Below are 24,438 nucleotides of genomic sequence, written 5' to 3' on the forward strand. Positions count from 1 at the left end.
AAAATACAAATAATTCTTAATTATTTGTATTTTTATTAAAAGCCTTAATTTGCTTTTTTATATTCAATTGTCTGATTGCCTTCATAAGCAGGTAAGCCCATTTCTGCTCGGTAGAGAGCACGTTCAAAAGCTTGATATCCTTTACTAGAACTAACTGCAAATTTAACATTATATTTGCTAGTAAATTCGCTGATATTCCATGTACTATCATGAGCAGCAAAAGCGGTAACAAGAATAACAATATCTAAATTTTTTATCTGCTGTTCAATTATTTTTTTCTTTCCCTGAAAGGCATCAATTGCTATGGGAATTCCATTATAGCGTTTGACGATTCCTTCAAGCAGTGCTTCATTTTGGTTATTGCCAATTGCAATGCCAACACGTTGATAATGTAAATTTAATGCCAATTTTGGCATTTCCGTAGCTTGATCTGTTTGTTTGACTTTTTTCTTTTTTAATTTAGACATGGTGGCAGGCTGATCCAGTTCATAAATCCACCGAATTTCAATAGCTTCGGTAGGATTTTTCTTTAAACGGATATCGCCATCATACCAAGCTAGATCAACAATTGAGCCATCAGTTAATGGGATATTTTTCTCTTCAAATTTGCTTTCATCAACAGATAAAGTAATGGATTTACCACGAATACGTAGCTTTTGCCCTTTAATATTATGACTGATAGTTAAATGACCGGAATTTCCTTGTATTACCGCATATTTAAATGTAGAAATTTGATCAACTTCCATTCGCGAAAGCTGACGAAAGCCTACGACCCTTAATATTTCTGCTTCGTAATTACGATTATCTTCTACTGGTAATGCTTCAACAATATCTCCACTTTTCAAATTTAAAGAATGGATTTGTGATTCTTTTAATGTAAAAACACATCGCTTACTGTCATTAATTAAGTCACAGCCTGACAGTAGTCGAACAACTACATAACGCTTACCTTTACGATAATCCACTTTAGGCATTATCTTTTTTTGTAGTGCTTGTTCAAAAACCTTTTTGTTGATAGTTTCTTTGGTTGTTTGCGAAGCTTTAACTGCCTGGCTTAGATCGATTAAAGTTTGACGCAACCCAGGTTCAAGCTTTGGCGTTAACAATATTTGCCGAATTGCCTTCAAAGTATTATTTTTTGCGTGATTATCACCTGGATTTTTAATTAAAGCTATTAACCCCCTCAAAAAGAGGTTTACTTGTTTATAGTCAACCTGAGTACTAGTTATTTGAGCACCTAATGCCTCATCAGCCATACCCAAGATTAACTTGATTGCAGCTAGTCCATTACTTAGGCTTTTTTCATCGCCAGCTGTTTGGTTTAAAATTCTTTTTAAGTTATTACGATAATCAAACATTATTTTTCACTTTTCTAATTCAGTAAATTAAGTATAACAAGAAAAAAGCCAACTTAAAACTGAGCTTTTTCAAAAATAAATTATTAAAATGCACCTCCACCAGAGCCACCGCCAAAGCCACCTGAGGTACCGCTAGAAAAGTCGCCTGATGTACCTCCAATCGAACAAGCCGATCCTAAGCTATTATTAAAACTTTCATAAAATCCTTTGCTATTGAAATTATAAATTGGCTCATGAATATAAAAGTCACTTTGTTGCCATTCATCAGTAGTAAATTCAATTTTTAACTCTTTTAAAACTTTTTTAGCTAGGTCAAAAGTCACTGCATAAGGCATAATATCTTCCCAAAGAACTAAGTCACCAACATCACGCATTTCAAAGCTACCAATGTCTTCTAGCATATGCTTAAATCCACGAATTTGATTAGTAATTTCAGCTCCTTTTTGAGAATAAAAACTAATCATATTATTACTGTGAACTAAAGCATTGATGCCAAAAAACAATAAAATAGTTTCCACAACTAACATTACAATTCTAAATTCAGAAAATTTAAAAAAGAATATTAGTGCTCCCCCAAAGCTAAGAAACAATAGGGAACAAATGATTGTTTGATTAGTATTTCTTTTATGAATCAACTTCTCTGCTAACAAGCCTTGATTTACAACTTCATTATAAGACTTTATACGCCAATCAATGTAACAATGGTTAACTTTTTGGCTAACTTTTTTTCCACGAGAATTTTTGATTTCTTCAGTCGTTACAGTTTGACCATTACCTATATCATTGAATAAAGCTGCTAAAAGTGGATCCTGACTAATTAAATGCATATCCTTTAAAGTTATTCTATAAAAAGTGGTCCCATCTTTTTGATAGTCCTCAATTAGTACTTTCTTTTTCACCGCTAGTTCCATTAAATACGCTGTAAATGCTCTAATATCTGGCATATCAACTTTGTCCATAATCTGGGCCACTACAGCGTTAACAGAGGGGCATTCGTAATTATGGGGAATAGAATTAGAGTTATGGACTGTTCCACCTTGTTTTTTCACCGTAAATCCTAGCACAGTTGCACTAGTGGCACTTAACACAATTATAAGTACTAACCAAATTTCAGAAATAAAAATTTTCTTTCTCTTACGATTAGTCTCTTGGCTCAATTTTTTTTCTTGTTTCAAAACAAATGCTCGATGAGTTCGATCAACTATATTTTTATTTTTAGATGTAACACTTAACGGGAAAATTGTATGAACTTCTATTCCTACATGACCATCAAGATTACTGGCCGTCATCGTAATCTTACCCTTCTTTTTGTCAATTTTAAGATAACCATTAAGTGGTCCATGAGCCCAAGCTTTTATATTTTTCACTGGACCCGGAAAAAGTACAACTGCCTTTGCATGATCTAAATCTTTGTCCCAATTATCACCAATAATCATAAAATTCAATTCAGCTATATCACGATAATTTGTAATAGCTTGAGTAATTTTGTAAAAATAAGTTACAGTGCATCTAGAGTTAGGTTTAACATGATTATAGACTGTAAAGTGGTATCCTGAATTCACTTTTTGCAAACTAAAATTATGCGAATAACGTCCTATTTGATTTTCATTTTGAATTTTAACTTTCGCATCAACTAAACTTTGTGTAGGAGTAAGATTTTGCTGATAAAAAACTCCCTTACTTTGACTTTTGAATTTATAAGTAATTTGCTTTTTAATTGCAAGCGATCCATCTTCTTTAATAGAAGCTGTCGTTACATTATTTTCAATTCGATAGTCAACTTCTGCGCTAACATTTTTTACGTATAAAAATAATAGTAATAAAGTGGTTATGTATGGCATAACGTTCTTAAGCTTAATTTTCATATATGTAATCCTCAAAAATAATTATTTTCAATTATACATACTTTATTAAAATAATGGTATATAATTTAACAAAAAATAAATATTAAGTAATGAACAATTTAAGATTGTTGCTACCATAGTTAGATGATAACTTTACACTTTGCTGTTCATTCTTTTTTGGCCCTAATTAAAAAATTGATTTTATGGTTGCAATTAGCAAAACTTTTCTCTATAATAGTTAATGTTCTTGTTAGAGCAATGGTCTGGTAGCTCAGCTGGATAGAGCAACGGTCTTCTAAACCGTGGGTCGTGAGTTCGAATCTCACCCGGATCATTTATAGTAGATTAAACCTTAAGGATTGAAAACCTAAGAAGTTTAAAAGTTGGCCAACATTTTTCAATAAAAACCGCTCTAATTATAAATAGAGCGGTTTTTTTGAAGCCTTGTGTTACTAATATTATGCTTCTGATTGCTTATTAAAAAATGGATTGCATTCAAAATCTGAATAATGGTAACTCTTTAATTGCTTAGCTAATTTTTGTGACCGGTAATAATATTCCGCCCCAAATTCCTGAATCTTTGGCTATAGTTAAAACTTGGTAATCATTGAGCTTAGAAATATTAAAGTATAAATAGCACCTGCAGTTTGATATCAGCCTCGCAAAGCAAGCCAATTACGACCATGAGCTTTTGCTTTATTTGAAAAGAAGACCCAATTTAACTTCTTTTTGTTCCTATCAAAATAATTAATTAAACAAAAAATCCTCAGAAACTTTAGATTCTGAGGATTTTTGCTTAGTTATATTATATAAAAGAGCTCAAGATTAAGCTATAACCTTAAACAACAAAGCTGCTAGCAGGCCACCTACTATGGGACCAACTACTGGTACCCAGCTATAAGCCCAATCCGACTTACCTTTATTAGCAATCGGTAAAAGCTGATGGGCTAATCTAGGACCAAAATCACGAGCAGGATTAATTGCATAACCTGTAATTCCCCCAACTGAGAAAACGCAACCAGCAATTAACAATCCTGCAAGAATTGGATTCAAATTAGCAGGAATATTAGCTTTAGTAAAAGCTAACAAGCCGTAAACAAAGATAAAAGTACCCACTACTTCCGCAAAGAAATTCCAAAAGTAATTTCTAATTGCCGGTTCAGTACTAAACGTTCCTAAAATCAATTCTTGATCAGTAGTCTCGGCCCAATGAGGATAATATGTTAACCAGACCACTACTGCACCAACAAAAGCACCTGCTACTTGGGCAATAATATAAGGCAAAACCGACGACCAAGCAAACTTACCTGCTGTAGCCATGGCAATTGTGACTGCTGGGTTAAAATGCCCTGGACTTAACCAGCTTACAAAATATACGCTAAGTGTCACAGCTAGCCCCCAGCCTAAAGCAATCGCAATCCAGCCTGCACCATTTGCTTTTGACTTTTTCAAGTTAACAGCTGCACATACTCCATCACCAAATAGTACAACAAAAGCTGTTCCTATAAACTCACCTATGAGTTGCATCATTAAACTATTATGCATAATTTTCCCTTTTCTATTTTAGAATGTGTTAATTATACCCTAAGCACGATGCAAATAACAATTTAAAGTTTTACTGATTCTTAATATTTAAAGGTGCTAATTGCTGTTCAATCTCAGTTAGCCCAACACCAGCCTGGATAAGTGAGGCTGCAGTGTATGCTCCTTCAACAAAAGCAACATCATACAAATGAATTTTTTTATTAGTCATTTCAGTAGCCATTTCTAAATTCATTTTTGCACTGCCTAAATCATAAAAAGCCAAAATTTCTTCAGCTTGATTAGTTGAAAAAGCCGTTAAAATTTTATCCATGCTTGTTCCAATTTCATCACTGCTGTTCCCACCTGCGCTTGTAATTGAAACATCACTTGCTACTTGAGCGAGTAACTTATCTAATCCTATAACAAGTTCAGGAACGTGCGAGACTAATGTAATACCTAATTTCATAATAAACCTTCAGTTTCTAATAAAGCAGTAAATAGATATGCGCTTGATTGTGCCCCTGGATCAACATGACCCTTGGCTCTTTCACCTAGATATGAGGCACGTCCCTTTTTAGCAACTAAATCTTTAGTAGCTTCAACTGCACTAGCAATTTTATTCTCCGTGAGCGTGTGCGCTTTAATTTCTGGAATTACTGCTTGCCAAACGTCCACCATCGTTTTATCACCCGGCTCAGCTCCACCACGTTTTTCAATACCATTTAAAGCAGCTGTTAGTAGATCAACTAGATCAGTGGTAGTGCTACTTTTTTTTGCCATTTCTAAAAAAGCAGTACCGTAAAGCGGACCTGAAGCACCGCCAACCGTAGAAATTAGTGTCATAGCAATAACTTTAAAGGTTTCTGGCAAACTTGATGGTTTTGTTTTTAATTTGGCCATGACGGCTTGCATCCCGCGATCCATATTAAAGCCGTGATCACTATCACCAATTGGAGTATCTAAATCGCTTAAGAATTGCTTATTAACTGCTATTTTATCAGCAAACTTAGCCATCCATATTATCAAATTATTAACCGTTAATGTCATTTTTATCTCCTATTACCAACCAATAGTTTCAACTGGCTCATTTAAATACTCTAACCACTGTTTTGCTTGTAATTCAAAAACCGTAAGCGAAATTCCTGCCATATCTATTGAGGTCATATAATTGCCAACTTTCATCCAAACTGGCTTTATCTGCTTTTGCGCTAAATTATTTAGCAAGTCATTACTAAATATATATTGTTCCATTAATGGTGTTGCTCCTAAGCCATTGACTAAAACCGCATATTGCTTTTGAGGGTCAAAATGTATTTCTTGATCAATTTTGCTAACAAGTTCAGTCACTAATGCTTGAGATGATTTTATTTTTTCCCGGCGATAGCCTGGCTCTGAATGAATACCGACACCATATTCAATTTCATCGTTTTTTAATTCAAAACCTGGTTTCCCTGTTTCGGGATTAGTAGCAGCAGATAGAGCAACTGCAACAGTTTTAATATTTGGCAAAATTTCTTGCGCTAGCTGACTAATTTCTGGCAAGGAAGCTCCTGCTTGCGCAGCTGCACCCAAAACCTTATGAACTAAAATTGTTCCGGCAACTCCACGACGACCTTGCGTGTACATACTATTTTCTACTGCAATATCATCGTCAACTATAACTGAGTCAACTTTAATTCCATCCATTTCAGCCATATCTTTAGCCATTTCAAAGTTCATTACATCACCAGAGTAATTTTTTATAACTAAAAAGACCCCACGTCCTTGATCAGCTGCTTTAATTGTTTCATAAATCTGATCAGGTGTTGGAGAAGTAAAAATTTGACCACAAACTGCACCTGTGAGCATTCCCTTGCCGACAAAGCCAGCATGAGCCGGCTCATGACCTGAACCTCCACCACTGACAAGTCCAACTTTATTTACCATAGAAGCTTGATCTGAGCGTATTACAGCTGCAGTTTTTGGGATGGAGGTAATAATTTGCGGATACGCCTTAGTCAGTCCAGACAACATTTCTGAAACAACATCAGCTGGATTATTAATTATTTTTTTCATGATAAACTTTCCCTTTAATAATTTTGATTACAATACTAAGTATAGCAGAAAACGTTTTCAATATCTGTTATAATGATACATTATAAAAAAATTAATAACTTTACATTGATAGCTAAGATGTTTTTTAAATTACTTCTTAAGCTTTAACTTGAAATCTTCTCTGTAATTTAGTATGATACTGATTAAATATTTATGAAAGGTTAACGATTATGACGACTAGCAACGTAACTAATCAACCACAAGTTAAATATTATTTTTGGTATTTTGTTTTTTTAAACTAAATGCCTAGTTTGTCATTTATTTGACACACTGGCCTACGGCAATTGTGTCAAAGTCTTAAGTGTTTACTTCTTAATAAAGAACTCACACAATTGTCGTCAGTTGTGTGAGTTTTATTTTTAGGAGAAATTTATGAAGACTATCAAAAAAATCACTTTTGATACATTAAATGGTTTATCAATCGGTATTGTTGTAGCCCTAATTCCAGGAGCTTTAATTGGGCAATTAATTAAAGCACTTTTACCAATTTGGCCCCAACTCAATTTTATCTTAGTATTAACCGCCTTTGCTGCAGCACTTTTACCCGTAATTAGTGCTGTGTGTGTCGGAATGACTGGTAACTTAACCCCGATTCAAACTGCTTCAATTGCCCTGGCTGCAGTCGCTGGAGCCGGTAATTTTATGATGAAAAATGGAAAGATTATGGTTATTGGTAATGGGGATGTCGTTAATACTACAATCACAATCATGCTAGCTTATGGCCTGGTTTTATTTTTAGGACAAAAACTTAAAGCTTACACCATTTTACTAGTCCCTTTAATTGTTTTAGTGGTTGCTGGTGGAATTGGGTGTTTAACTAGAGGTCCAATTGGCCAACTAACTGCGCTTATTGGCGTGGGGGTTGAACATTTAACTAATTTACAACCAATAATTATAGGTATTTTAATGGGCATTGTATTTGCTCTGTTAATTGTTTCGCCAATTTCTTCTGTCGGGATTGCTACAGCAATTAGTATTTCCGGAATTGCTGCTGGGTCGGCTAATCTAGGAATCACAGCGGCTAGTTTTGCTTTGGCCATTTTTGGCTGGAACGCTAACTCTTTTGGTACTTCAATTGCTCATTTTTTAGGTTCGCCAAAAATGCAAATGGCAAATTTAATCACCCAACCTAAATTACTGATTCCTTTAATGATTAACGCCGGAATTATGGGCGGCTTGGGTGCAATATTCAAAATTGCTGGTACTCCAATGAGTGCAGGTTTTGGCTTTTCTGGATTGATTGGCCCGATTGCAGCAATGACTGGCAGGACAAATGATTTTGGTTCAATAATTTTAATTACGCTTCTCTTCTTTATTCTACCAATTGCTCTTGGTCTAATTGCTAACTATATCTGTAATAACAGGTTACATTTCTTTAGTAGTCAAGATTTCAAACTTGATTTCAAATAAAAACCCCCTAGTCAAAAAGAGTCTCAGTGTGCTTGCTTAACATTGATAGCTAGCAATTGGTATAATTAACTATCATTCAAATAAAGAAGGTTATTAAAATGATAAAATTTTATGGTTACAAGCGTTGCTCAACATCGCGTAGTGCACAAAAATGGTTAACTGACCATCATGTCAAAATTGACTTTCAAGACTTGGTGGAACAGCCACCTAAAAAGGAAGATTTGATGGGCTGGTTAACCCAATATCAAGATCGCGGTTTAAAGTATTTCTTCAATACACACGGTCAAGATTATCGGCAACTGCATCTTAAAGATAAAGTTAGTGCGATGTCGATTTCGGAAGCCGCCGAGATGATGTCCCAAAATGGCAAATTAATTAAGCGTCCACTTGTAGTTAGCAAACAGAATTTAACATGTGGATTTAATGAAGATCTTTATCAAAAGACTTGGCTAAATGAGCAGGCATGATTGCCTGCTTTTATTTTGAAATGCTTCTTTCATAACTTAATTAGAACATGTAAAATAGATAAATAAAAAGGAGAATTATATGAAATATAATCAATACGCTTATATTGAAACTGACTATAAAACTCAAGTCAAAGAACTTCTTAAAATCAAATTCTTGCCAGCAAATTTTGAACAACTAACTTTTAGTGAATTATTGACTACAATGGTTGCCAATGTTCTAGCTGAAGTTAATCCACAAGATGAAGACGCCCGTAAAGCTAAATTAACTGAATTTGCCGTATCAAGTAACCAAAACTTGACAGCTTTTCTAACTAATAAACCAAAAAAAATCTCAATTGAGCAATTTTACAACGTTGCCTTACAATTATTAGGTTATCACGTTCAATACGACTATGATTTAGCTAACCCAGTAAAATTTATGAAAAAGCAAGCCTTACCAACCGTAAGTCAAATTGATAATTCCACCGACTTGATTGCAGCTTTTTATCGATTGCTAAATACTCGCACTAAAAATGGGCAAATATTACTTGATGTAATGGCTGGCAAGGGCTATTTTTATGACCGCCGAAATGAATTACCGCAAAATGAATTTGTTTTATTCAATGGCAAAAGTCAACCAGTCTTTGATACCAGTAAAGTCATTCGCGAAGTAGTCTATGTTGAATGTGATCTCGACACAGATGGTGATGGTCACCCCGACTTATTACAAACCACCATTTTTAGACCTAGTGAAAGTGCTAAAATGCCCGTCCCTGCACTTTATACTGCCGATCCTTATTTTGGTGGTGTAATTGCTAATGAAAAGCGTAACCATAGTGTTGATGAAAACTTAACTGATGCAACTATATGGTCTAATCCTCAGTACCAGCCCGCCAATCATATCAAGGCTAAAGCACCCACTAGTAGCAATACTGACGCAAATCCAGCAACTGAACGAGCATTAAATAAAGCACCTTATACTTTAAATGAATATATGCTTGCTCGCGGCTTTGCTAGCGTTGTGGCTGGAGCAATTGGTACTCGTGGTAGCGACGGCTTGCGCATTACAGGAGGGCCTGAAGAAACTGAAAGTGCTAAAGCTGTTATCGAATGGCTACACGGTGATCGAATTGCTTATACCGACCGCACTCGAAAGCACGAAACTAAAGCTAATTGGTGCAATGGTAACATCGGAATGACTGGACGGTCATACTTAGGGACTTTACAAATTGCACTAGCGACAACTGGAGTAGCTGGGTTAAAAACTGTCGTTTCTGAAGCTGCCATTTCTTCTTGGTACGATTACTACCGTGAACATGGTTTAGTAATTGCACCAGAAGCTTGTCAAGGAGAAGACTTAGATATGCTAGCTGAAACTTGTCAGTCTAATCTCTGGGATGCCGGTGACTATCTCAAAATCAAGCCCAAATATGACGAAATGCAAAAAACTCTGTTGGCAAAAGCCGATCGCCTAACGGGGCAATATTCTGACTTTTGGGATGTTCGTAATTACCGCCATCATACTGACCAAATTAAATGCTCATGGATTAGTGTGCACGGCTTAAATGACTGGAATGTTAAACCCAAAAATGTTTATAAAATCTGGCAAAAAGTTAAAAATTTACCAATTGAACACCACCTCTTTTTACATCAAGGCCCACACTACAATATGAATAACTTGGTTTCAATCGATTTTACTGACTTGATGAACTTATGGTTCGTGCACGAATTGTTAGGTATTGAAAATCAGGCGTATAAGCAATGGCCACAGGTAATGATTCAGGATAACTTAGAAGCTGACACATGGCATCAAGAACAAGACTGGAGTAATGATTGCGGTCATGAATCAACTTACTACCCAACCGATGATGGTCAATTGCAAAAAGATGGCAATGGTCAAAAGCAGCTTGCCTTTACTGATGTTGGGGGAAAGGAATTTAAAAAGGCTAAAATTTCTGAAAGCGATTGGCAAAATCAATTTATTAGTGGTGCTAAAAAGTGGACCAAAGTCAGTTTACGTTTTACCACTGAAGAATTTATTCACCCGGTCACTATAGTGGGACGACCAACGGTAAAAGTACGAGTTTCATCTAATCTTAATAAAGGGCAATTATCAGTTGCCCTCGTAGAATTAGGCGAGCGTAAGCGATTAACTCCCACTCCCCGTTTGATTATGCCTGGAGGGCAAGAATTAGCCTATCGTTTTGGAACCGATACCTTGCAAGAATTTATGCCTGATAAAGTAACTCCCGCTAAATTAATCACTAAGGGGCACATGAACTTACAAAATTATGCTGATTTGAAAAAGCCGAGGGCGATTGAGGCAAACCAATTTTATGACTTGGAATTTCAATTGCAGCCAACTTACTACAAATTACCAGTTCAAAGTCGCTTATGTCTGATAATTTATTCAACTGATCAAGGTATGACCAAGCGGCCACTTGAAGACACAACTTACACAGTTGATTTAACGCAAACCGAAATTCGGTTTAATCAACAATCATAATAGTTCTTGATTAAATTAATTTTAATAACCGCTAGCTTTTATGAGCTAACGGTTATTCTTCTTTTCTCTTATTTTTACGTGCTAGTGGGGGCAGCTCCTAATTCAGTAGCTAATCCCACTTTATGCACATGGTCACTTCTAAAAAATCTAGCCCTAAGCTTAAATTAAATCGGATAGTATCGCTAAATATATATGGGGTTAAGTAATGGTCAACCATCCAGCGTAAGCAAATCATCAGAATTAAGACAAACTTGATATTCGTAAAACACAATAATAATAGGATTATACGTTACATATTTTTGTCAGTTCTGCACATACTTTATTTTTAAATTTTTGCATGTAAACTGTGGCAGATGATTTTTTAGAACTATTTTTTGAAATTTCAGTTTAAATAAATAGAAAAATTTTAAGTAATTGAAGCTAATTTGATCTTCCATAACTTCTATATTTTCTAAAACGATTAAAATTTTGGTAAATAAAGTTCTAACTGATAGTTTAAAATCAAGCAACTTTGCTTTAGGCATTCACCAATAATTTAAGTCTATCGTGATTGCCTACCTAATCATTAATAATTTTTTACTATGTCCAAACTACCTATTATGACTTCTTTAAGTTAAACAATGATCGTAAGTTCAACTAAAAAACACAATAATAAAGTTTATAGTTGTTACTAACACAATTTAGACACTACATAATAATTAGATGATTAATTTTTATCATAAAAGAAGTTATAATTATATTATATCTAAATGGAATTTTATTGAAAAATATATACTTGTATATTATAATTGTAGTATTTTAAAGAAGCGCTTTCTTACAATCCATATAACATAAATTTTATTTAAGGAGAATATTTTTATGGATTTAAATTTGTTAAAAACTTAAATTAATCGAGCTTATTTACTTTTTAAAATATAGCTAAATAGCTGCTTATATGCATTGTATACTTTTCAAAATAAAGTATTTATAATATGGAGTTTTTAAATATATGTTACGGAAAATAAAAATTCTTCTATATTTACTAATATCAATTATAGTAATTGTTCTATTTTTTGAATTGATTAGTTCCTCAGATAATAATTCAGTTCCAAACAATAAAACAGTCATTGATGTCTATGGGTCAAAAGTTGTTAAAAATTGGGATAAAAAAAATACTATTAAATGGAATAAAAAGCACAATAAAAAGAACTTTTTTAAGACCTTAAAGCATTTTTCTAAAGATAATCATATAGCACTGGTTAAATTACGAACTGATAATTTTAATGGTCATCAAACTAAAATTGTTTATGATTTGGGAACAAAGACTAATAATTTTTCTCTTTATCAAAATAAATCCGTTAAAAAACTGACGAATAAGGATTTTGAACTAGAAGAAATATATGGGTTATATTGTACTAATGCTAATCCAAAAGTGTTAAAGCAACTTTTATCACAATTGCATACATTGGGAATGAAAGTGCACATAATTGATAACCCCTTATCAATCAAATCTTTTCTGCTATCAATTTTAGCTGATCTTTCTACTACCAATTTACTTATTACTGCAAATATCATTGGCATTCTATTTATTGTCATGGTACTAGAAAAAGTTTATCGTTTTAAAGCTTATGCAGTTATGAAGATTAATGGTTTAAGTACTAATCAAATCATTATTACGGATTTAAAAGATGAAGCTGTAAGTCTTGTTTTGGCCTTCAGCTTAATTATTGGTGGAATACTTATTTGGAGTTTCTGCACTTTAACTCGTAGTAGCTTTAGTTTTTTCATACCGCGTTTGTGTGGGATTTTAGTGATATTATTTCTTGCCTTTTTTATTTTAAATTTCTTGTCTTATGCGGTTTTGTCATTAATCAACCCTTATACAGCAATAAAAGGAGCTGAACATACACGACCTTTTTTATTGATTGGTTATATCTTAAAAGCCGTACTTTTAATTTTGATTATAATTAATACGATTTCGTTATACAACAGCAATAAAACTTACACCAATGATGTTAAAATCATTGAAAAGTGGCATATGAAAAAGAATACATATTCTCCAATGCTCTTTTGGGATATTAAAAACCACTCTGAAGATAGAAAAGTAGCTCAAATGGTTCATAGATTGGTAGTCCAGTCCTCAAGCGTGCTTTTGGCACAAAATTCGCAACAATTTCAGCCGAAAGCTCGTTCAACTGAGCCTGAAGATGGCAATGTTATTATTGCCAATCAAAATTTTATTAATCAAAGTGAATTCCATTTACAACCTCGCAAATCTAGCGACAAGCAAATTTTATTGTTAGTCCCTCGCAACCGATTAGACCAGGTTAAACAAGCTAAAAAGCAGTTAAAAAGCTTTATTAAATTTCAAAATACTTTACCAAATTATTATCGAAAAAATTATTCACCCGTAATTCAGGTTATTCCGATTGCTAGTGATCAACAAATTTTAAATTATACTATTGGATATGAAATTTCATCATCAATATCAACCAATCCTTTAATTGTTGTTGTGAATGATAAGCTATTGTCAGATGATTTTTATGCAGCAACCATCACACAGGGTACGATTCAGTTCACTAAACTTAAACTGCTTAAAACTTTGACTAAGCAGTTAGGTTTAACTCCATATATGATTGGGATAAGTAGTAAACAAGGTCGATTAGATGATTATAATCGTAAAGCAAATAATGAATTAATCATGTTAACCATCATAACAGTTTTATCACTGTTCCAACTATCCTTCATTATTTTATTCGTGAGTTCAACTTTCTTGCAAAGTCAACGGCGAAAAATGGCAATTTATCGAGTATTTGGCAAATCGAATACCAAACTTGTTGGTTCGTTCCTATTTATCAATCTAGGATGTGATTGGTTAATTGTTACCTGTATTTTATTAAAATTAAAATATTTAACTTTGATGCCAATAGCTTTAACGTATCTTTTATTAGAAGGTTTAATTATTTTATTAATGTGGCACTGGGCGGAGAAAAATTTATTAATTACGCTTAATCATGGGAATTAGGAGTTACAAAATGCTTGAAATCGAACATCTTACTAAAAAATTTAAAGAAAAAACTATTTTTACAGATCTTACTTACCATTTAGAAACTGGTAAAAGTTATGCAATTGTTGGTAAAAGTGGCGCGGGCAAAACAACTTTTTTGAATGTATTAAGCGGATTGGAAGCATCAACAACAGGTAAGGTTAATTTTAATGGCTTAACTGTTAATTCCAAAAATCAAAGAAAACTATATCGTGAAGATTTCGGTTTTATTTTTCAAAACTTTGCCTTAATTGATATGCAAACCGTTAAGCAGAACTTGCTACTTGGTCTGGCAAACCAAAAATTGGCTAAAACTGAAATAGATACTAAAATGAGACAAGCCTTAGAGCAAGTTGGTCTAGACAAGTTGCCACTTAAGCAAAAAGTATACACTTTAAGTGGCGGTGAACAGCAACGTGTAGCATTAGCACGAATCATTTTGAAAGAACCACAGGTGATTTTTGCTGATGAACCGACTGGGTCACTAGATTCAGAAAATAGTCAAATTGTTTTAAAAACCTTGCTAACTGGCTTTGATCCCAAAACAACGATTATGATTGCGACACATGATCCAAAGGTTTGGCGGCAATGTGATTATGTGATTAAACTCAGTAATAAAAATATCACACTTACTCCAAACTGATTTTAAAAATAAAAGTAAATTAAAACCGATAATATATTTTATCAAAAAAGAAGTTTTATTTTTGAAATAAGTCTCGAAAATTAGACAACTTTCCGGACTTTTTCTATAACTAAAATTACCTAAAGAACAAAAAATCAATCTTTATCATAAATAAAAAATAGTTGCTCAATTAACCATTTAGCTAAACTAGACTAATGTATTTAAATTAATATTGATTAACTTTAAATTTCAGCAATACCAAAATAAATAGAGCATCTTCCGTAAAGCAAAGACTAAAAACATTAACTAGTGCCACAAAAATACAGGCATTACCTGCATAACTTTAAAAAGTGCTACCAATATTTAATTGACAACTAGCAATAAATATAGCAATATAAACGCATAAAGCGCTTTAATTTTAGAAATAATTGAAAGGATAAAATTATGTATAAAGAAATTGGTTACATCGTCCTGATATTTTTACTTTATGTCCTAGCAACAAAATTTAATAATTGGCCAATTTTTAAATCCGCTAAAAAAAACCGAGGCAGCTTAATCTTAACATTTTCGCTAATAGGACTGCTTTATACTTTAAGCGCGTACAAATTTAAATTCAATCATATCATGCCAAGTTTGATAAGTATTTTAGTTGTTATTATGCTAATTGGTCTGTTCTACATTTTCAAAGATCATTCAGCCCAAAAATAAATAATAAGAACCTCGAAGTTAAAGCAATTTCGAGGTTTTATTATTGATACCCTAAATTTTTTTGGTTAAGTTAATGAATTCATATATGCCATCATTTGATTTTTGCATTTTAGAACCTTCTTTTTTAAATCCTGCTTTCTGATAAACTTTAATGGCACGTTTATTGAAGCTAACCACTGACAGAAGGATCATTTTATAATTGAAATTTTTTTGTACAAATGCCTCGATTTCTTTTACAAAATTTAATCCTAAGCCTTGTCCAGTTAAATCCGGTCTTAATCCTAAACCAATTTCCACCTTTCTCTCTGACAATCTTTCTAAACAAAAATATCCCACCAGTTCATCTTTATCATCTAAAACCTGATAATACTTATTTCCTCGTAACCTTGAAGTGATTATTTCTTCAAAATCTTCTGGGTCATTTTCCATATTATAAAAATCATACTGGCCACTGTAATGCCATTTTCTAGCAATCTGGTCTGCATTTGCTTGAGTTAGTTGTGTTATTTTTTTATATTTCATTTTTTCACCTTCTGCTTTTTGTTGTAAAATCTATTAAATATTAATAATTTTAATTATATTATCAATAATATATAATTTACAAACCAATACTTCTACATACTTTTTTGATAATAGATAAAAAAGCAACACTTAGTTTAGTGTCGCTTTCTTTTATAGTGATTAATTATTTAACAATTTTTCTTATTATTAAATAGAGACCTAACAAGCCGATTACTTGAATTATTCCAAGGGTTATGCTAATGGTAGTCAAAGCACTAAAATTCTTGAATATCCAGTAATATATAATTGGCGGTATAGTAATGATTCCAATTGCTACTGGAACAAATATTTTATTTACTACATATCTTAAAATTAAGACTTTTTAGCCAAAGTTAATTGCGTCTAGCATTTTCTGGATTTCGGCTTAAATATTCCAGTGTCATTTGTTCTGAATAATAAAGCAACAACTTTATTGGCTTCTATTTAACTTATTAACAATACCTCAGAAAATATTATAAAGTATCTATTTATAGCCTTTCTTGCTAGCATTCCAAGATGTATTTTCTGACTTACACACAGTATCTTCTAATATCGTTTTTTACGGAAAATCAGATAACCTAGAATAAAGAAAATGATAATGTAAAACATTGACCCAATAAGAATTTGATTATTATTCAGGTGAGTTGTTTCAACATACATTGAGTAATTACCGAACTGGCGAGTTAAATTAAGCATATTTAATGGATTCCACCTCATCACATTGACGAACTTATTTAAATTTAACAAATTACTAGAAACAGTTTGCCCCATGAATACTAACAAAAAACTTAGAGTAACTACAATGGCATTATTATTAATTAAACAAGATAGTAAGAAAACAAGTGTTATGATTAGCATTGTCGTAACTAGATCAACCATGAATGCCGTTAACATGTTTTCCCAAATTGACTGACTGTATAGATAGGTCATTGTCCACACTGCTGAAGTTCGAAAAAGCGTATAATGCAAACAAAATGTATAAACTAGTGCCAGTATGTGCAAAAAAACATCATACAGAAACAGTACAATGTACTTTGACAAATAAACATAGACCTTATTAGTGGCTTTATATAATAGAGTTAAGATGGCATTATTCTGAAATTCCATCGAGAAGGTCGTAGCACCTATTACAACCAGTATAAACATAATCCAATCAGGTGCATCAAAACATAGTACTAGTAACAGCTTGTGTTCTTCACAGTTCAGCGCATAGCCTGCCAAGATCATCAATACCAATAAAATTATAGGAGCAATCCAAGCTATTTTTTTGTGACGTAACTTATAAAATTCTTGTTTGATACTATAAAACATCATTTATTCTCCATCTTATAATTTAAACCCGCCGATTTTTGAAGAGGTAATAGCCTATAATCGCAAACAAAATACCATAAATCAACGTAGTCACAATCAATTGCATATTAGTCAAATTGGATTTAAGGATAATCGAACTTCTGGTCAACTGCTGGGAAATAAAAATCATATTAAGCGGGTTCCACTTGATAATCTTAACCAGTGATGGCAGAGACGACATCAGACCAGCTGAAAGACTGGCACCAAAAAAAGCTAGGGCTAAGCCAATACAGATTACTACTGCATTGATTTTAACAAGCATGGTCAACATGAAGGATAACCCAATGATGAAAACAGAGTAGATTACTTCACCAAACATATTAAGTATAAGAGCGTCTCTCAACGTATGTGCATGAAAAGCTGCGCCCCAACTAAATCCACCAGGTACAAAAAGCCAATTCAATATAAAAGTGAATAGAATAGCACCAATTGTTAGTATAAAGCCATAAACAAAAACAACAATGAGCTTGGCCAGATAAATTTTGAGTTTGCTTGAATTTTTGTAGATTAGCATAATAATCGTATTATTGCTGTACTCCATGGCAAAAAATGCAGACCCAACAGCAATCAGAATAATTGGAATCCATTCGACTGATCCAAAACCAAATGCCAATGTATTCTTGGTAATGTTTGTTGTTAGTGCACTGTAGACCATCAAAACAAGCATGGTTATCACTCCATACATTGCAACCTTTTGGTGGTAAAATTTATAGAACTCTTCTTTGAGACTAACGCCCATCTTCCTTACCTCTTTCTCGGTCCAGAATGTTAACGACAAGTTCCTCAAAGCTAGCCTCTAATGGCAGTATTTCTTGCAAGTGGATATTATTTTTCAAAAGTACATCCTGAATAGCAAAAATGTTTTTTTGATCTATGACTAAGAAATTATTCTTGAGTATAAACGGAATCTTTTCTTTCTGCAGAAGAGACATTGCTCGATTATTATCTTCCGTGAGTACTTTATATTTTTGTTTACTAGTCTTATTAAATTCCTCAATTGGTTGGTCAACAATAATTTTACCTGAAGTTATCAGTACCACTTGAGTCATAATCTTTTGCAGTTCACTTAAAATATGACTCGAAATAAGAAAAGCTGTTCCTTGATCGGCGTAGCGTTTAATTAACTTGCGCACGCCAATGGTAGCTTCAATATCTAGGCCATTCATTGGTTCATCTAAAATTACTAACTGAGGGTGATTAAGTAAAGCGATTGCAATCCCTAATTTCTGTTTCATGCCTAAGGAATAACCCTTGGCTTTATTATTAATATAAGAATCCATCTGCAAAGTGGAAACCAATTGAGTTAGATCTCTTTTATTACGGGCATATAATTCCAGATTCTGTCTTCCCGTTAAAAATGGATAGATAACTGGATGCTCGATCAAAGCGCCAACCCTTGCTAAAGCCCTATGATTAGTCTCAGTGACTGGACGATTACCCACGGTGATACTACCGGTAAACTTCGTCAAGCCTAAAATGGTTTTCATAATCGTGGTTTTCCCTGCACCATTAGGTCCAATTAAACCGACAATTTCACCTGCCTTAATCTTCAAAGAAATATTTTTTATAATTTTAATTTTTCCTATATAAGTGTTTACATTACTGACTTCAAGTATTCTTTCATTAGCGTGTTTCATTTTTAAATTAAACCTCTAAAATAATTTAAATTCATTTTACTTCATAAGTCGTTATACTGTAATACATATATAATATACCATAACAAACTAATATGCAACTTGCCTTTAAGTTATATGAAAAGCAAAAAATAAATAAATACTAATTAATATGAAATATTTTATTTATAGAAATTTCCGATTTAAGCAGATAAGTTTTAGTCACTGGATTAGTTTTCCTACCATACTCATGTTAATGAATAGTAAGTGAACCAATTCTACTATCAACTTTGTCAGCTTGTTATTAAAGTTTGGAATTTAACTAAATGTGCCTTAACTACATATATTTTTACCTTTATAACAAAATTTTCGATTAAAAATAAGCCCTAAAAATTGCTTAATTTTCAAGACTTATCTAATAATTAATATATTTATTTAGTATATTTTATGTGTTATCTAATATTGTTTACTAAATTTAAATTGATTCTGAAATTTTAAATATTATGTCTCCATGTTATTTGTTAGTTTAATTGATTACCATATCACCATATTTACTAGTAACTTTAAGTGTTGGAGCCTTATCTACTACAAATGAGAAGTGAGATAATTTGTTATTTCCACGGAACTTAATAGTGCTCGTAGGATCGGTTGAAAGGTAATAAGACATTTGGGAAGGATTAATCATTTTGAAATCTCCATCTACAGTTTTAAATGTACTATTTCCTAACATTTGAGAATTTTTAATTTTAACATCACCGTCAGTCAAAAATGCTGTTACTTTAAATTTACTGTTAGTGATAAACATATCTGAATTGTCTGAATGTATTGAACTATTTGCTAATGTCGAATTTGTTATTTTTAAATCGCCATTTGATAAACGTAATTTAGAATCTTGAATTTTAACATCATCAGTATCGATATCACCATATTTTGTATTAAAATTAATTTTAGAAATACTTACATCATTTAAATAAATATCACCATCATGACTATAACCCATCATTTCTTTAATAGCGTTAATGTCAGGAACTGTAATAAGAACTTGATAAGATCCATTATCGTGGGCAAAAGCTTGACGTCCTGCATCAGAAATAGTTAATACTTGATTTTTAACCTTAACTTTAATCTTATTCAAGTCTTCCCCAGCAAGTGTTACTTGATATTTATTGCCATGAGAAACTTGAATATCTGGTTCATATATATCAAAGTTAATTTTATTAAACTTAGTAACTCCAAAAGTTTGAGAGTGATTATCTTTGTCCTTTTTATTGTTATCAATTTTCTTACTGTAGTGATTGGCTTCTACTTGATTGTTTTTAAAGTTATTATTATGGGTATTAATTTTTATACCTAAAAATAAAATAATACCTGCAAAAACCACTAAGAACATTATGGCAACAATTTTATAAAATCTTTTCATTTATTTCTCCGTATGTATCAGTTAACTACTTATAATACAATTTTAAAATAGACAATTAGCAATGACCTAATAGCTCAAACAATTCCTATTTACAATCTAGATTACATGTCATATTTTTGCTTAGTTATAGCAATGGACTAACAACAATATAAAATTCAATCAATATGAAACATTTAATTCATAAGATTCTTCTATATTCAAGTACTTCCCGTTAAAAATGGATAGATAGCTGGATGCTCGATCAAAGCGCCAACCCTTGCTAAAGCCCTATGACTAGTCTCAGTGACTGAACGCTTACCCACGGTGATACTACCGGTAAACTTCGTCAAGCCTAAAATGGTTTTCATAATCGTGGTTTTCCCCGCACCATTAGGTCCAATTAAACTGACAATTTCACCTGCCTTAATCTTCAAAGAAATATTTTTTATAATTTTAATTTTTCCTATATAAGTGTTTACATTACTGACTTCAAGTATTCCTTCATTAGCGTGTTTCATTTTTAAATTAAACCTCTAAAATAACTTAAATTCAATGTTACATTATAACCGTTTCGCTATTCTACTTATATAATACACAAAAACAAACTATTATACAATTAATTTTTAAGTAATATGACCAATTTAAAACTAGATATTAATACTCAGTATTGAGATTCATTTTCTAAATTGAACAAAAACTATCAGCAATTAGACATGTATGAAAATGGCTTTATTACCAAAATTTTAAAGTAATCTACAGGTGTTCATCGTAAATACCAAACATTATTTGATTTTTTCGCTTTATTATCCTATCTTTGGTTAGCAGAAATATGTGGCGTCAGCGATAAACTTTTTATAACTAAATCTATTCATTAAATATTTAGAATACTGATAAACAAAAAAGAGTCTGCAAACGATTTGATATCTTAAACCAGACTCTGTTTATATTAAATTAGAAATTTGCAGCTAATCTTTTTGTGATGAGATTAATTAAATTCTACTTTGCATAGAATTACTTACTAAGCTTAAATATTTTTATACATTAATTTCTTTATTTCCTACCATTAACTAGATAGCTATTAATTAAAAACTTGAGAAACGAAATCATCTTGAGACTAGGATGATCTAAAAAATTATTTTATAGCAAACACAATAAATATATTAAATTTGTGGGAATCAGTAAAAAGCTTTGTTTGATTAATATTTTTGCTAACGTGAAAATTATTGATTTTTTTGATAAGACATGGTCTGCTGGTCAGCCGAATATAGCATTGGTAGATTTTGGGTAAGCGTCTAGGCGATTTTATGGTTACAGGTAAAAAGCAATATTTTAAGTATGTGGATAGCCAATGGTTTAATTTTTATACATTGTTATTGGTTTACAATCTACTTGTGTTTTTCTAATTAATAACACCATAACCAAGAAAAGCGTTAAACATGAAAGTTCAACGCTTTTTTTGTTGGTCTAGAAAAATAGTTTTTTCCCAGACTCTTTCAAACGGGCATAATTTTTTACACCATACAATCAATTACTTTTCCTTTTCGTCTTAACAATAAGAAAATATGCCGCAAATATCATAAATATGGTTACTAAAGATGGACCAATTAGCATGTTTATAGTACCATAACGCTGAATAATTGTACCGATAATTGGATTAATTATCATTGTCATTAAACTTATTGAAAATGACAAGCCAGAAATAAATGTAGCTCTAGATATATCACTTACCCATAAATTAAGCATTTGCATGACTATTGGATCTAAAATATCTAAAACTATGTATAATATGCCAGCTCCAATTAAAAATAAGTACTTGTTTTGTTGCCACTCAAGTCCAGTTGCAACAAATAATAAACTAGCTATGAGAATGGTTAAAGATGAAAACTTCATTTTTATTAATCTATATGCCTGAGTAGCAATTAGTCCTCCAGCCAGACTATATATCATAAATACATTTCCATTTGCAGAAGCGTCAAATCCTAATTTAGAAATGTAATTTGGTAATAACATAAAAATTGCATTGATTACTGATGTAACTAATATAGTAAAAACAGCCCTGAAAATATAACAGTTTTCTTGTTAAACATATCTCCTATAATCCCACTTGGAATTTTAGAAAAAAATTGAGAGAATAAAAATATCGACTGTATTAAATCCAGTTTTAACACTTGAACAATAAACAGAATACTTATTATTCTAGTGAACCTAGCTTGTTTAAGCAAGGTATATATAATATTTACTTGTATAATTTTTCATACTAGTATATCCATAACTTATTCAATAACTTAACTAATTTATATAAATTATTTGTTTCAAATATTTTGTCTACCGATTGATACATTTTTACATATGACCTCATTTTTGATAAGCGCTTGTTGTTCAGATAAATAATTTAATAGCTTTTACTAAACCAATATTATAATGGCTCTATTGATAGACGATATCCGCTCCATTTTTTCGCATTGTAGTAGTTCATAAGTAGACAATTTTCAGCTTTTCAAAACTTTTAATCCTGCTGGGATAAATTTATATAATTACTATTTAATCAGATATATATTTATATTGTTACAACGTGATCACTGATTAATTCAATTGGCCCACACACTCTCTTAAGTTTGAAAATTTTAATCAATTGCGTTTTCTCTATTATTTTAATTTTACTACAATAATACTGATTTGTTGCATAATAAAAATTAGTTTGTTGTATAATAAAATTGCAAAAACATTAAATAATATAATTAAGGAGGAATACAAAATGGCTACTAAAAATATAATCAAATTAAGTGCTTCAATAGCCATGCTTACAATGCTAATTTCTTCACCTCTAGCATCTACAGTTAATGCGGAAACAACTAGTAGTAAGGAAAATATTTCAAAAAATAATATATCACCTGTAGTTAATCATGATAATAATAAATTGAGACAAATTGCAGTTAATAACAATTTAGATTTAGCTATTGTTCCGACTACAAATGTTATGGGCAAAAGCAGTAACATAAGCAATCAAGCATGGTCAAACAAGTTGGCCAAGGCTGGTTATATTTTCAAATTGTCCAAGGATATTTATGCTTCTTCTGGAGGATTATTTCCAAGCAATTTTGCTAAGCGTCAGCCTTATAGTGTAAAATACGCCAAAAAAATATATGATAAGAAGATGCTGTTTAAAATAGATCAGGTCAAGTCGGTCAAGAATGGTACATCCATTCATATCGTATCTAAAAATAAGAAGTACCAGTTTTGGACTAACTTTCTGACAGGAACTTGCAATATCTATGGCCGCAGAAAGGCACTGAAGCCGATAATAAAAGCAGAAATTAAAGTGATACGTACTACAGACAAGAAGACAGCTTCAAGGTCATTAGCCAAAGCTACAAAAGTTACCGCTAAATTACACGGTAGCAATAAAAAAATTGCTTCTGACTCGATTATCCAATTGAAGCAATGGCTTAATAACAAAAATTTTGCTAATATTCCTGTTCTTTTAATTGGTAGCCTTTAATTAATTAGTAGTTGAATTTAAAATAATGTTCAACAAGTTATTTTATAAATACTGTTGGTAGAGTTAAATAAGCAATTAAGTGTTAAGTTACCAAATAGCTTAACACATTTTCTTTGCCTGCCGTATTAGGCTCTTCCAGTTGGTTCCATGCGATTAGGTTGCTAAAATTATGATGTAGATACTTAAAAAATATTACAAAATGAGGCTAGGAAGAAACTAGCTTTTTAAAATAATCAAAAAGCAAACAAAAGACTAAAAAATAATATGACTCCCTAAAATTGTCTTAATTTTGAGAGTCATATCAAAAATGTGTTTTGTCTGCTTTTTATTTGTTGGTATCAGCTTTAATTTTAGGGGCATAATCATAACGCAAAGCTTTTGCTTCAAGCAGATTATTAAAATAGTAAAAAACAATTTAAAAACCGTTTAGTTTTCACGACTTATCTAAAAATATATCACTTTTAATCGATTAGCATATTAGTCAAAAATCGAATTATATC

At 32.0% G+C, this 24,438-nt stretch carries 18 protein-coding genes, 1 tRNA gene and 1 pseudogene; 7 read left to right on the top strand and 13 right to left on the bottom strand.

Features of this window, described 5'->3' with window-relative positions:
- Positions 1 to 44: 44 nt before the first annotated feature.
- On the bottom strand, positions 45 to 1,358 hold the full coding sequence (locus tag F5ESL0225_RS05130; protein WP_122048003.1) for a DUF2325 domain-containing protein: 1,314 nt from the start codon (positions 1,356 to 1,358) through the stop codon (positions 45 to 47).
- Between the two features lie 83 nt (positions 1,359 to 1,441).
- Positions 1,442 to 3,223, bottom strand: a complete 1,782-nt coding sequence (locus F5ESL0225_RS05135) for a DUF2207 domain-containing protein (RefSeq protein WP_122048004.1) — start codon at positions 3,221 to 3,223, stop codon at positions 1,442 to 1,444.
- Between the two features lie 239 nt (positions 3,224 to 3,462).
- Between F5ESL0225_RS05135 and F5ESL0225_RS05140 the strand changes: the two genes are divergently transcribed.
- Positions 3,463 to 3,536, top strand: a tRNA-Arg gene (locus F5ESL0225_RS05140).
- A gap of 491 nt (positions 3,537 to 4,027) precedes the next feature.
- Here the strand turns inward: F5ESL0225_RS05140 and F5ESL0225_RS05145 are convergent.
- The 4 genes from F5ESL0225_RS05145 to dhaK all read right to left on the bottom strand — a co-directional run bounded on the left by F5ESL0225_RS05145 (position 4,028) and on the right by dhaK (position 6,781).
- Positions 4,028 to 4,747 (bottom strand): MIP/aquaporin family protein, encoded by a 720-nt coding sequence (locus F5ESL0225_RS05145; RefSeq protein WP_122048005.1) that lies wholly within the window; start codon positions 4,745 to 4,747, stop codon positions 4,028 to 4,030.
- Positions 4,748 to 4,817: 70 nt separating this feature from the next.
- Complete coding sequence (gene dhaM / locus F5ESL0225_RS05150) at positions 4,818 to 5,192, bottom strand: dihydroxyacetone kinase phosphoryl donor subunit DhaM (RefSeq protein WP_122021907.1); 375 nt, start codon at positions 5,190 to 5,192, stop codon at positions 4,818 to 4,820.
- Positions 5,189 to 5,773, bottom strand: a complete 585-nt coding sequence (dhaL, locus tag F5ESL0225_RS05155; RefSeq protein ID WP_090092791.1) for a dihydroxyacetone kinase subunit DhaL — start codon at positions 5,771 to 5,773, stop codon at positions 5,189 to 5,191. The genes dhaM and dhaL overlap by 4 nt, the downstream gene beginning before the upstream one ends.
- A 12-nt stretch (positions 5,774 to 5,785) precedes the next feature.
- Positions 5,786 to 6,781 carry a dihydroxyacetone kinase subunit DhaK gene (gene dhaK, locus F5ESL0225_RS05160; RefSeq protein WP_122021908.1) on the bottom strand — a complete coding sequence of 332 codons (996 nt, stop codon included), beginning with the start codon at positions 6,779 to 6,781 and terminating at the stop codon, positions 5,786 to 5,788.
- Positions 6,782 to 7,192: 411 nt separating this feature from the next.
- Between dhaK and F5ESL0225_RS05165 the strand changes: the two genes are divergently transcribed.
- From F5ESL0225_RS05165 to F5ESL0225_RS05190, 5 genes are all read left to right on the top strand, one after another.
- On the top strand, positions 7,193 to 8,230 hold the full coding sequence (locus tag F5ESL0225_RS05165; RefSeq protein WP_122048006.1) for a PTS sugar transporter subunit IIC: 1,038 nt from the start codon (positions 7,193 to 7,195) through the stop codon (positions 8,228 to 8,230).
- A 98-nt stretch (positions 8,231 to 8,328) separates the two neighbouring features.
- Complete coding sequence (locus F5ESL0225_RS05170) at positions 8,329 to 8,697, top strand: arsenate reductase family protein (protein ID WP_122048007.1); 369 nt, start codon at positions 8,329 to 8,331, stop codon at positions 8,695 to 8,697.
- 79 nt (positions 8,698 to 8,776) lie between these two features.
- Positions 8,777 to 11,182: a Xaa-Pro dipeptidyl-peptidase gene (locus F5ESL0225_RS05175; RefSeq protein WP_122048008.1), complete on the top strand. Its 2,406-nt coding sequence runs from the start codon at positions 8,777 to 8,779 to the stop codon at positions 11,180 to 11,182.
- A gap of 988 nt (positions 11,183 to 12,170) precedes the next feature.
- Positions 12,171 to 14,186 carry a hypothetical protein gene (locus F5ESL0225_RS05185; RefSeq protein ID WP_122048009.1) on the top strand — a complete coding sequence of 672 codons (2,016 nt, stop codon included), beginning with the start codon at positions 12,171 to 12,173 and terminating at the stop codon, positions 14,184 to 14,186.
- Positions 14,187 to 14,196: 10 nt separating this feature from the next.
- On the top strand, positions 14,197 to 14,850 hold the full coding sequence (locus tag F5ESL0225_RS05190) for a putative bacteriocin export ABC transporter (protein ID WP_122048010.1): 654 nt from the start codon (positions 14,197 to 14,199) through the stop codon (positions 14,848 to 14,850).
- A gap of 738 nt (positions 14,851 to 15,588) precedes the next feature.
- Here the strand turns inward: F5ESL0225_RS05190 and F5ESL0225_RS05200 are convergent.
- From F5ESL0225_RS05200 to F5ESL0225_RS05230, 7 genes and pseudogenes are all read right to left on the bottom strand, one after another.
- Complete coding sequence (locus F5ESL0225_RS05200) at positions 15,589 to 16,059, bottom strand: GNAT family N-acetyltransferase (protein ID WP_122048012.1); 471 nt, start codon at positions 16,057 to 16,059, stop codon at positions 15,589 to 15,591.
- Between the two features lie 564 nt (positions 16,060 to 16,623).
- Complete coding sequence (locus F5ESL0225_RS05205; RefSeq protein ID WP_233554102.1) at positions 16,624 to 17,391, bottom strand: ABC transporter permease; 768 nt, start codon at positions 17,389 to 17,391, stop codon at positions 16,624 to 16,626.
- Positions 17,392 to 17,410: 19 nt separating this feature from the next.
- Positions 17,411 to 18,166, bottom strand: coding sequence for an ABC transporter permease (locus F5ESL0225_RS05210; protein ID WP_122024803.1), 756 nt, complete (start codon positions 18,164 to 18,166; stop codon positions 17,411 to 17,413).
- Complete coding sequence (locus tag F5ESL0225_RS05215) at positions 18,156 to 19,043, bottom strand: ABC transporter ATP-binding protein (RefSeq protein ID WP_122048057.1); 888 nt, start codon at positions 19,041 to 19,043, stop codon at positions 18,156 to 18,158. The genes F5ESL0225_RS05210 and F5ESL0225_RS05215 overlap by 11 nt, the downstream gene beginning before the upstream one ends.
- 523 nt (positions 19,044 to 19,566) lie before the next feature.
- Positions 19,567 to 20,460: a DUF4097 family beta strand repeat-containing protein gene (locus tag F5ESL0225_RS05220; protein ID WP_122048014.1), complete on the bottom strand. Its 894-nt coding sequence runs from the start codon at positions 20,458 to 20,460 to the stop codon at positions 19,567 to 19,569.
- A gap of 206 nt (positions 20,461 to 20,666) precedes the next feature.
- Positions 20,667 to 20,936, bottom strand: a pseudogene (locus F5ESL0225_RS05225) (ATP-binding cassette domain-containing protein); the annotation flags it as partial.
- Positions 20,937 to 21,963: 1,027 nt separating this feature from the next.
- Positions 21,964 to 22,449, bottom strand: a complete 486-nt coding sequence (locus F5ESL0225_RS05230) for a hypothetical protein (protein ID WP_233554103.1) — start codon at positions 22,447 to 22,449, stop codon at positions 21,964 to 21,966.
- 745 nt (positions 22,450 to 23,194) lie between these two features.
- Between F5ESL0225_RS05230 and F5ESL0225_RS05235 the strand changes: the two genes are divergently transcribed.
- The gene (locus tag F5ESL0225_RS05235; protein WP_122024807.1) at positions 23,195 to 23,938 is read left to right on the top strand and encodes a hypothetical protein; all 744 of its coding nucleotides are present in this window, start codon (positions 23,195 to 23,197) and stop codon (positions 23,936 to 23,938) included.
- Positions 23,939 to 24,438 lie beyond the last annotated feature (500 nt).

It is taken from the genome of Lactobacillus sp. ESL0225, assembly GCF_003692905.1.
In the GTDB taxonomy this organism is placed as follows: Bacteria; Bacillota; Bacilli; order Lactobacillales; family Lactobacillaceae; genus Lactobacillus; species Lactobacillus bombicola.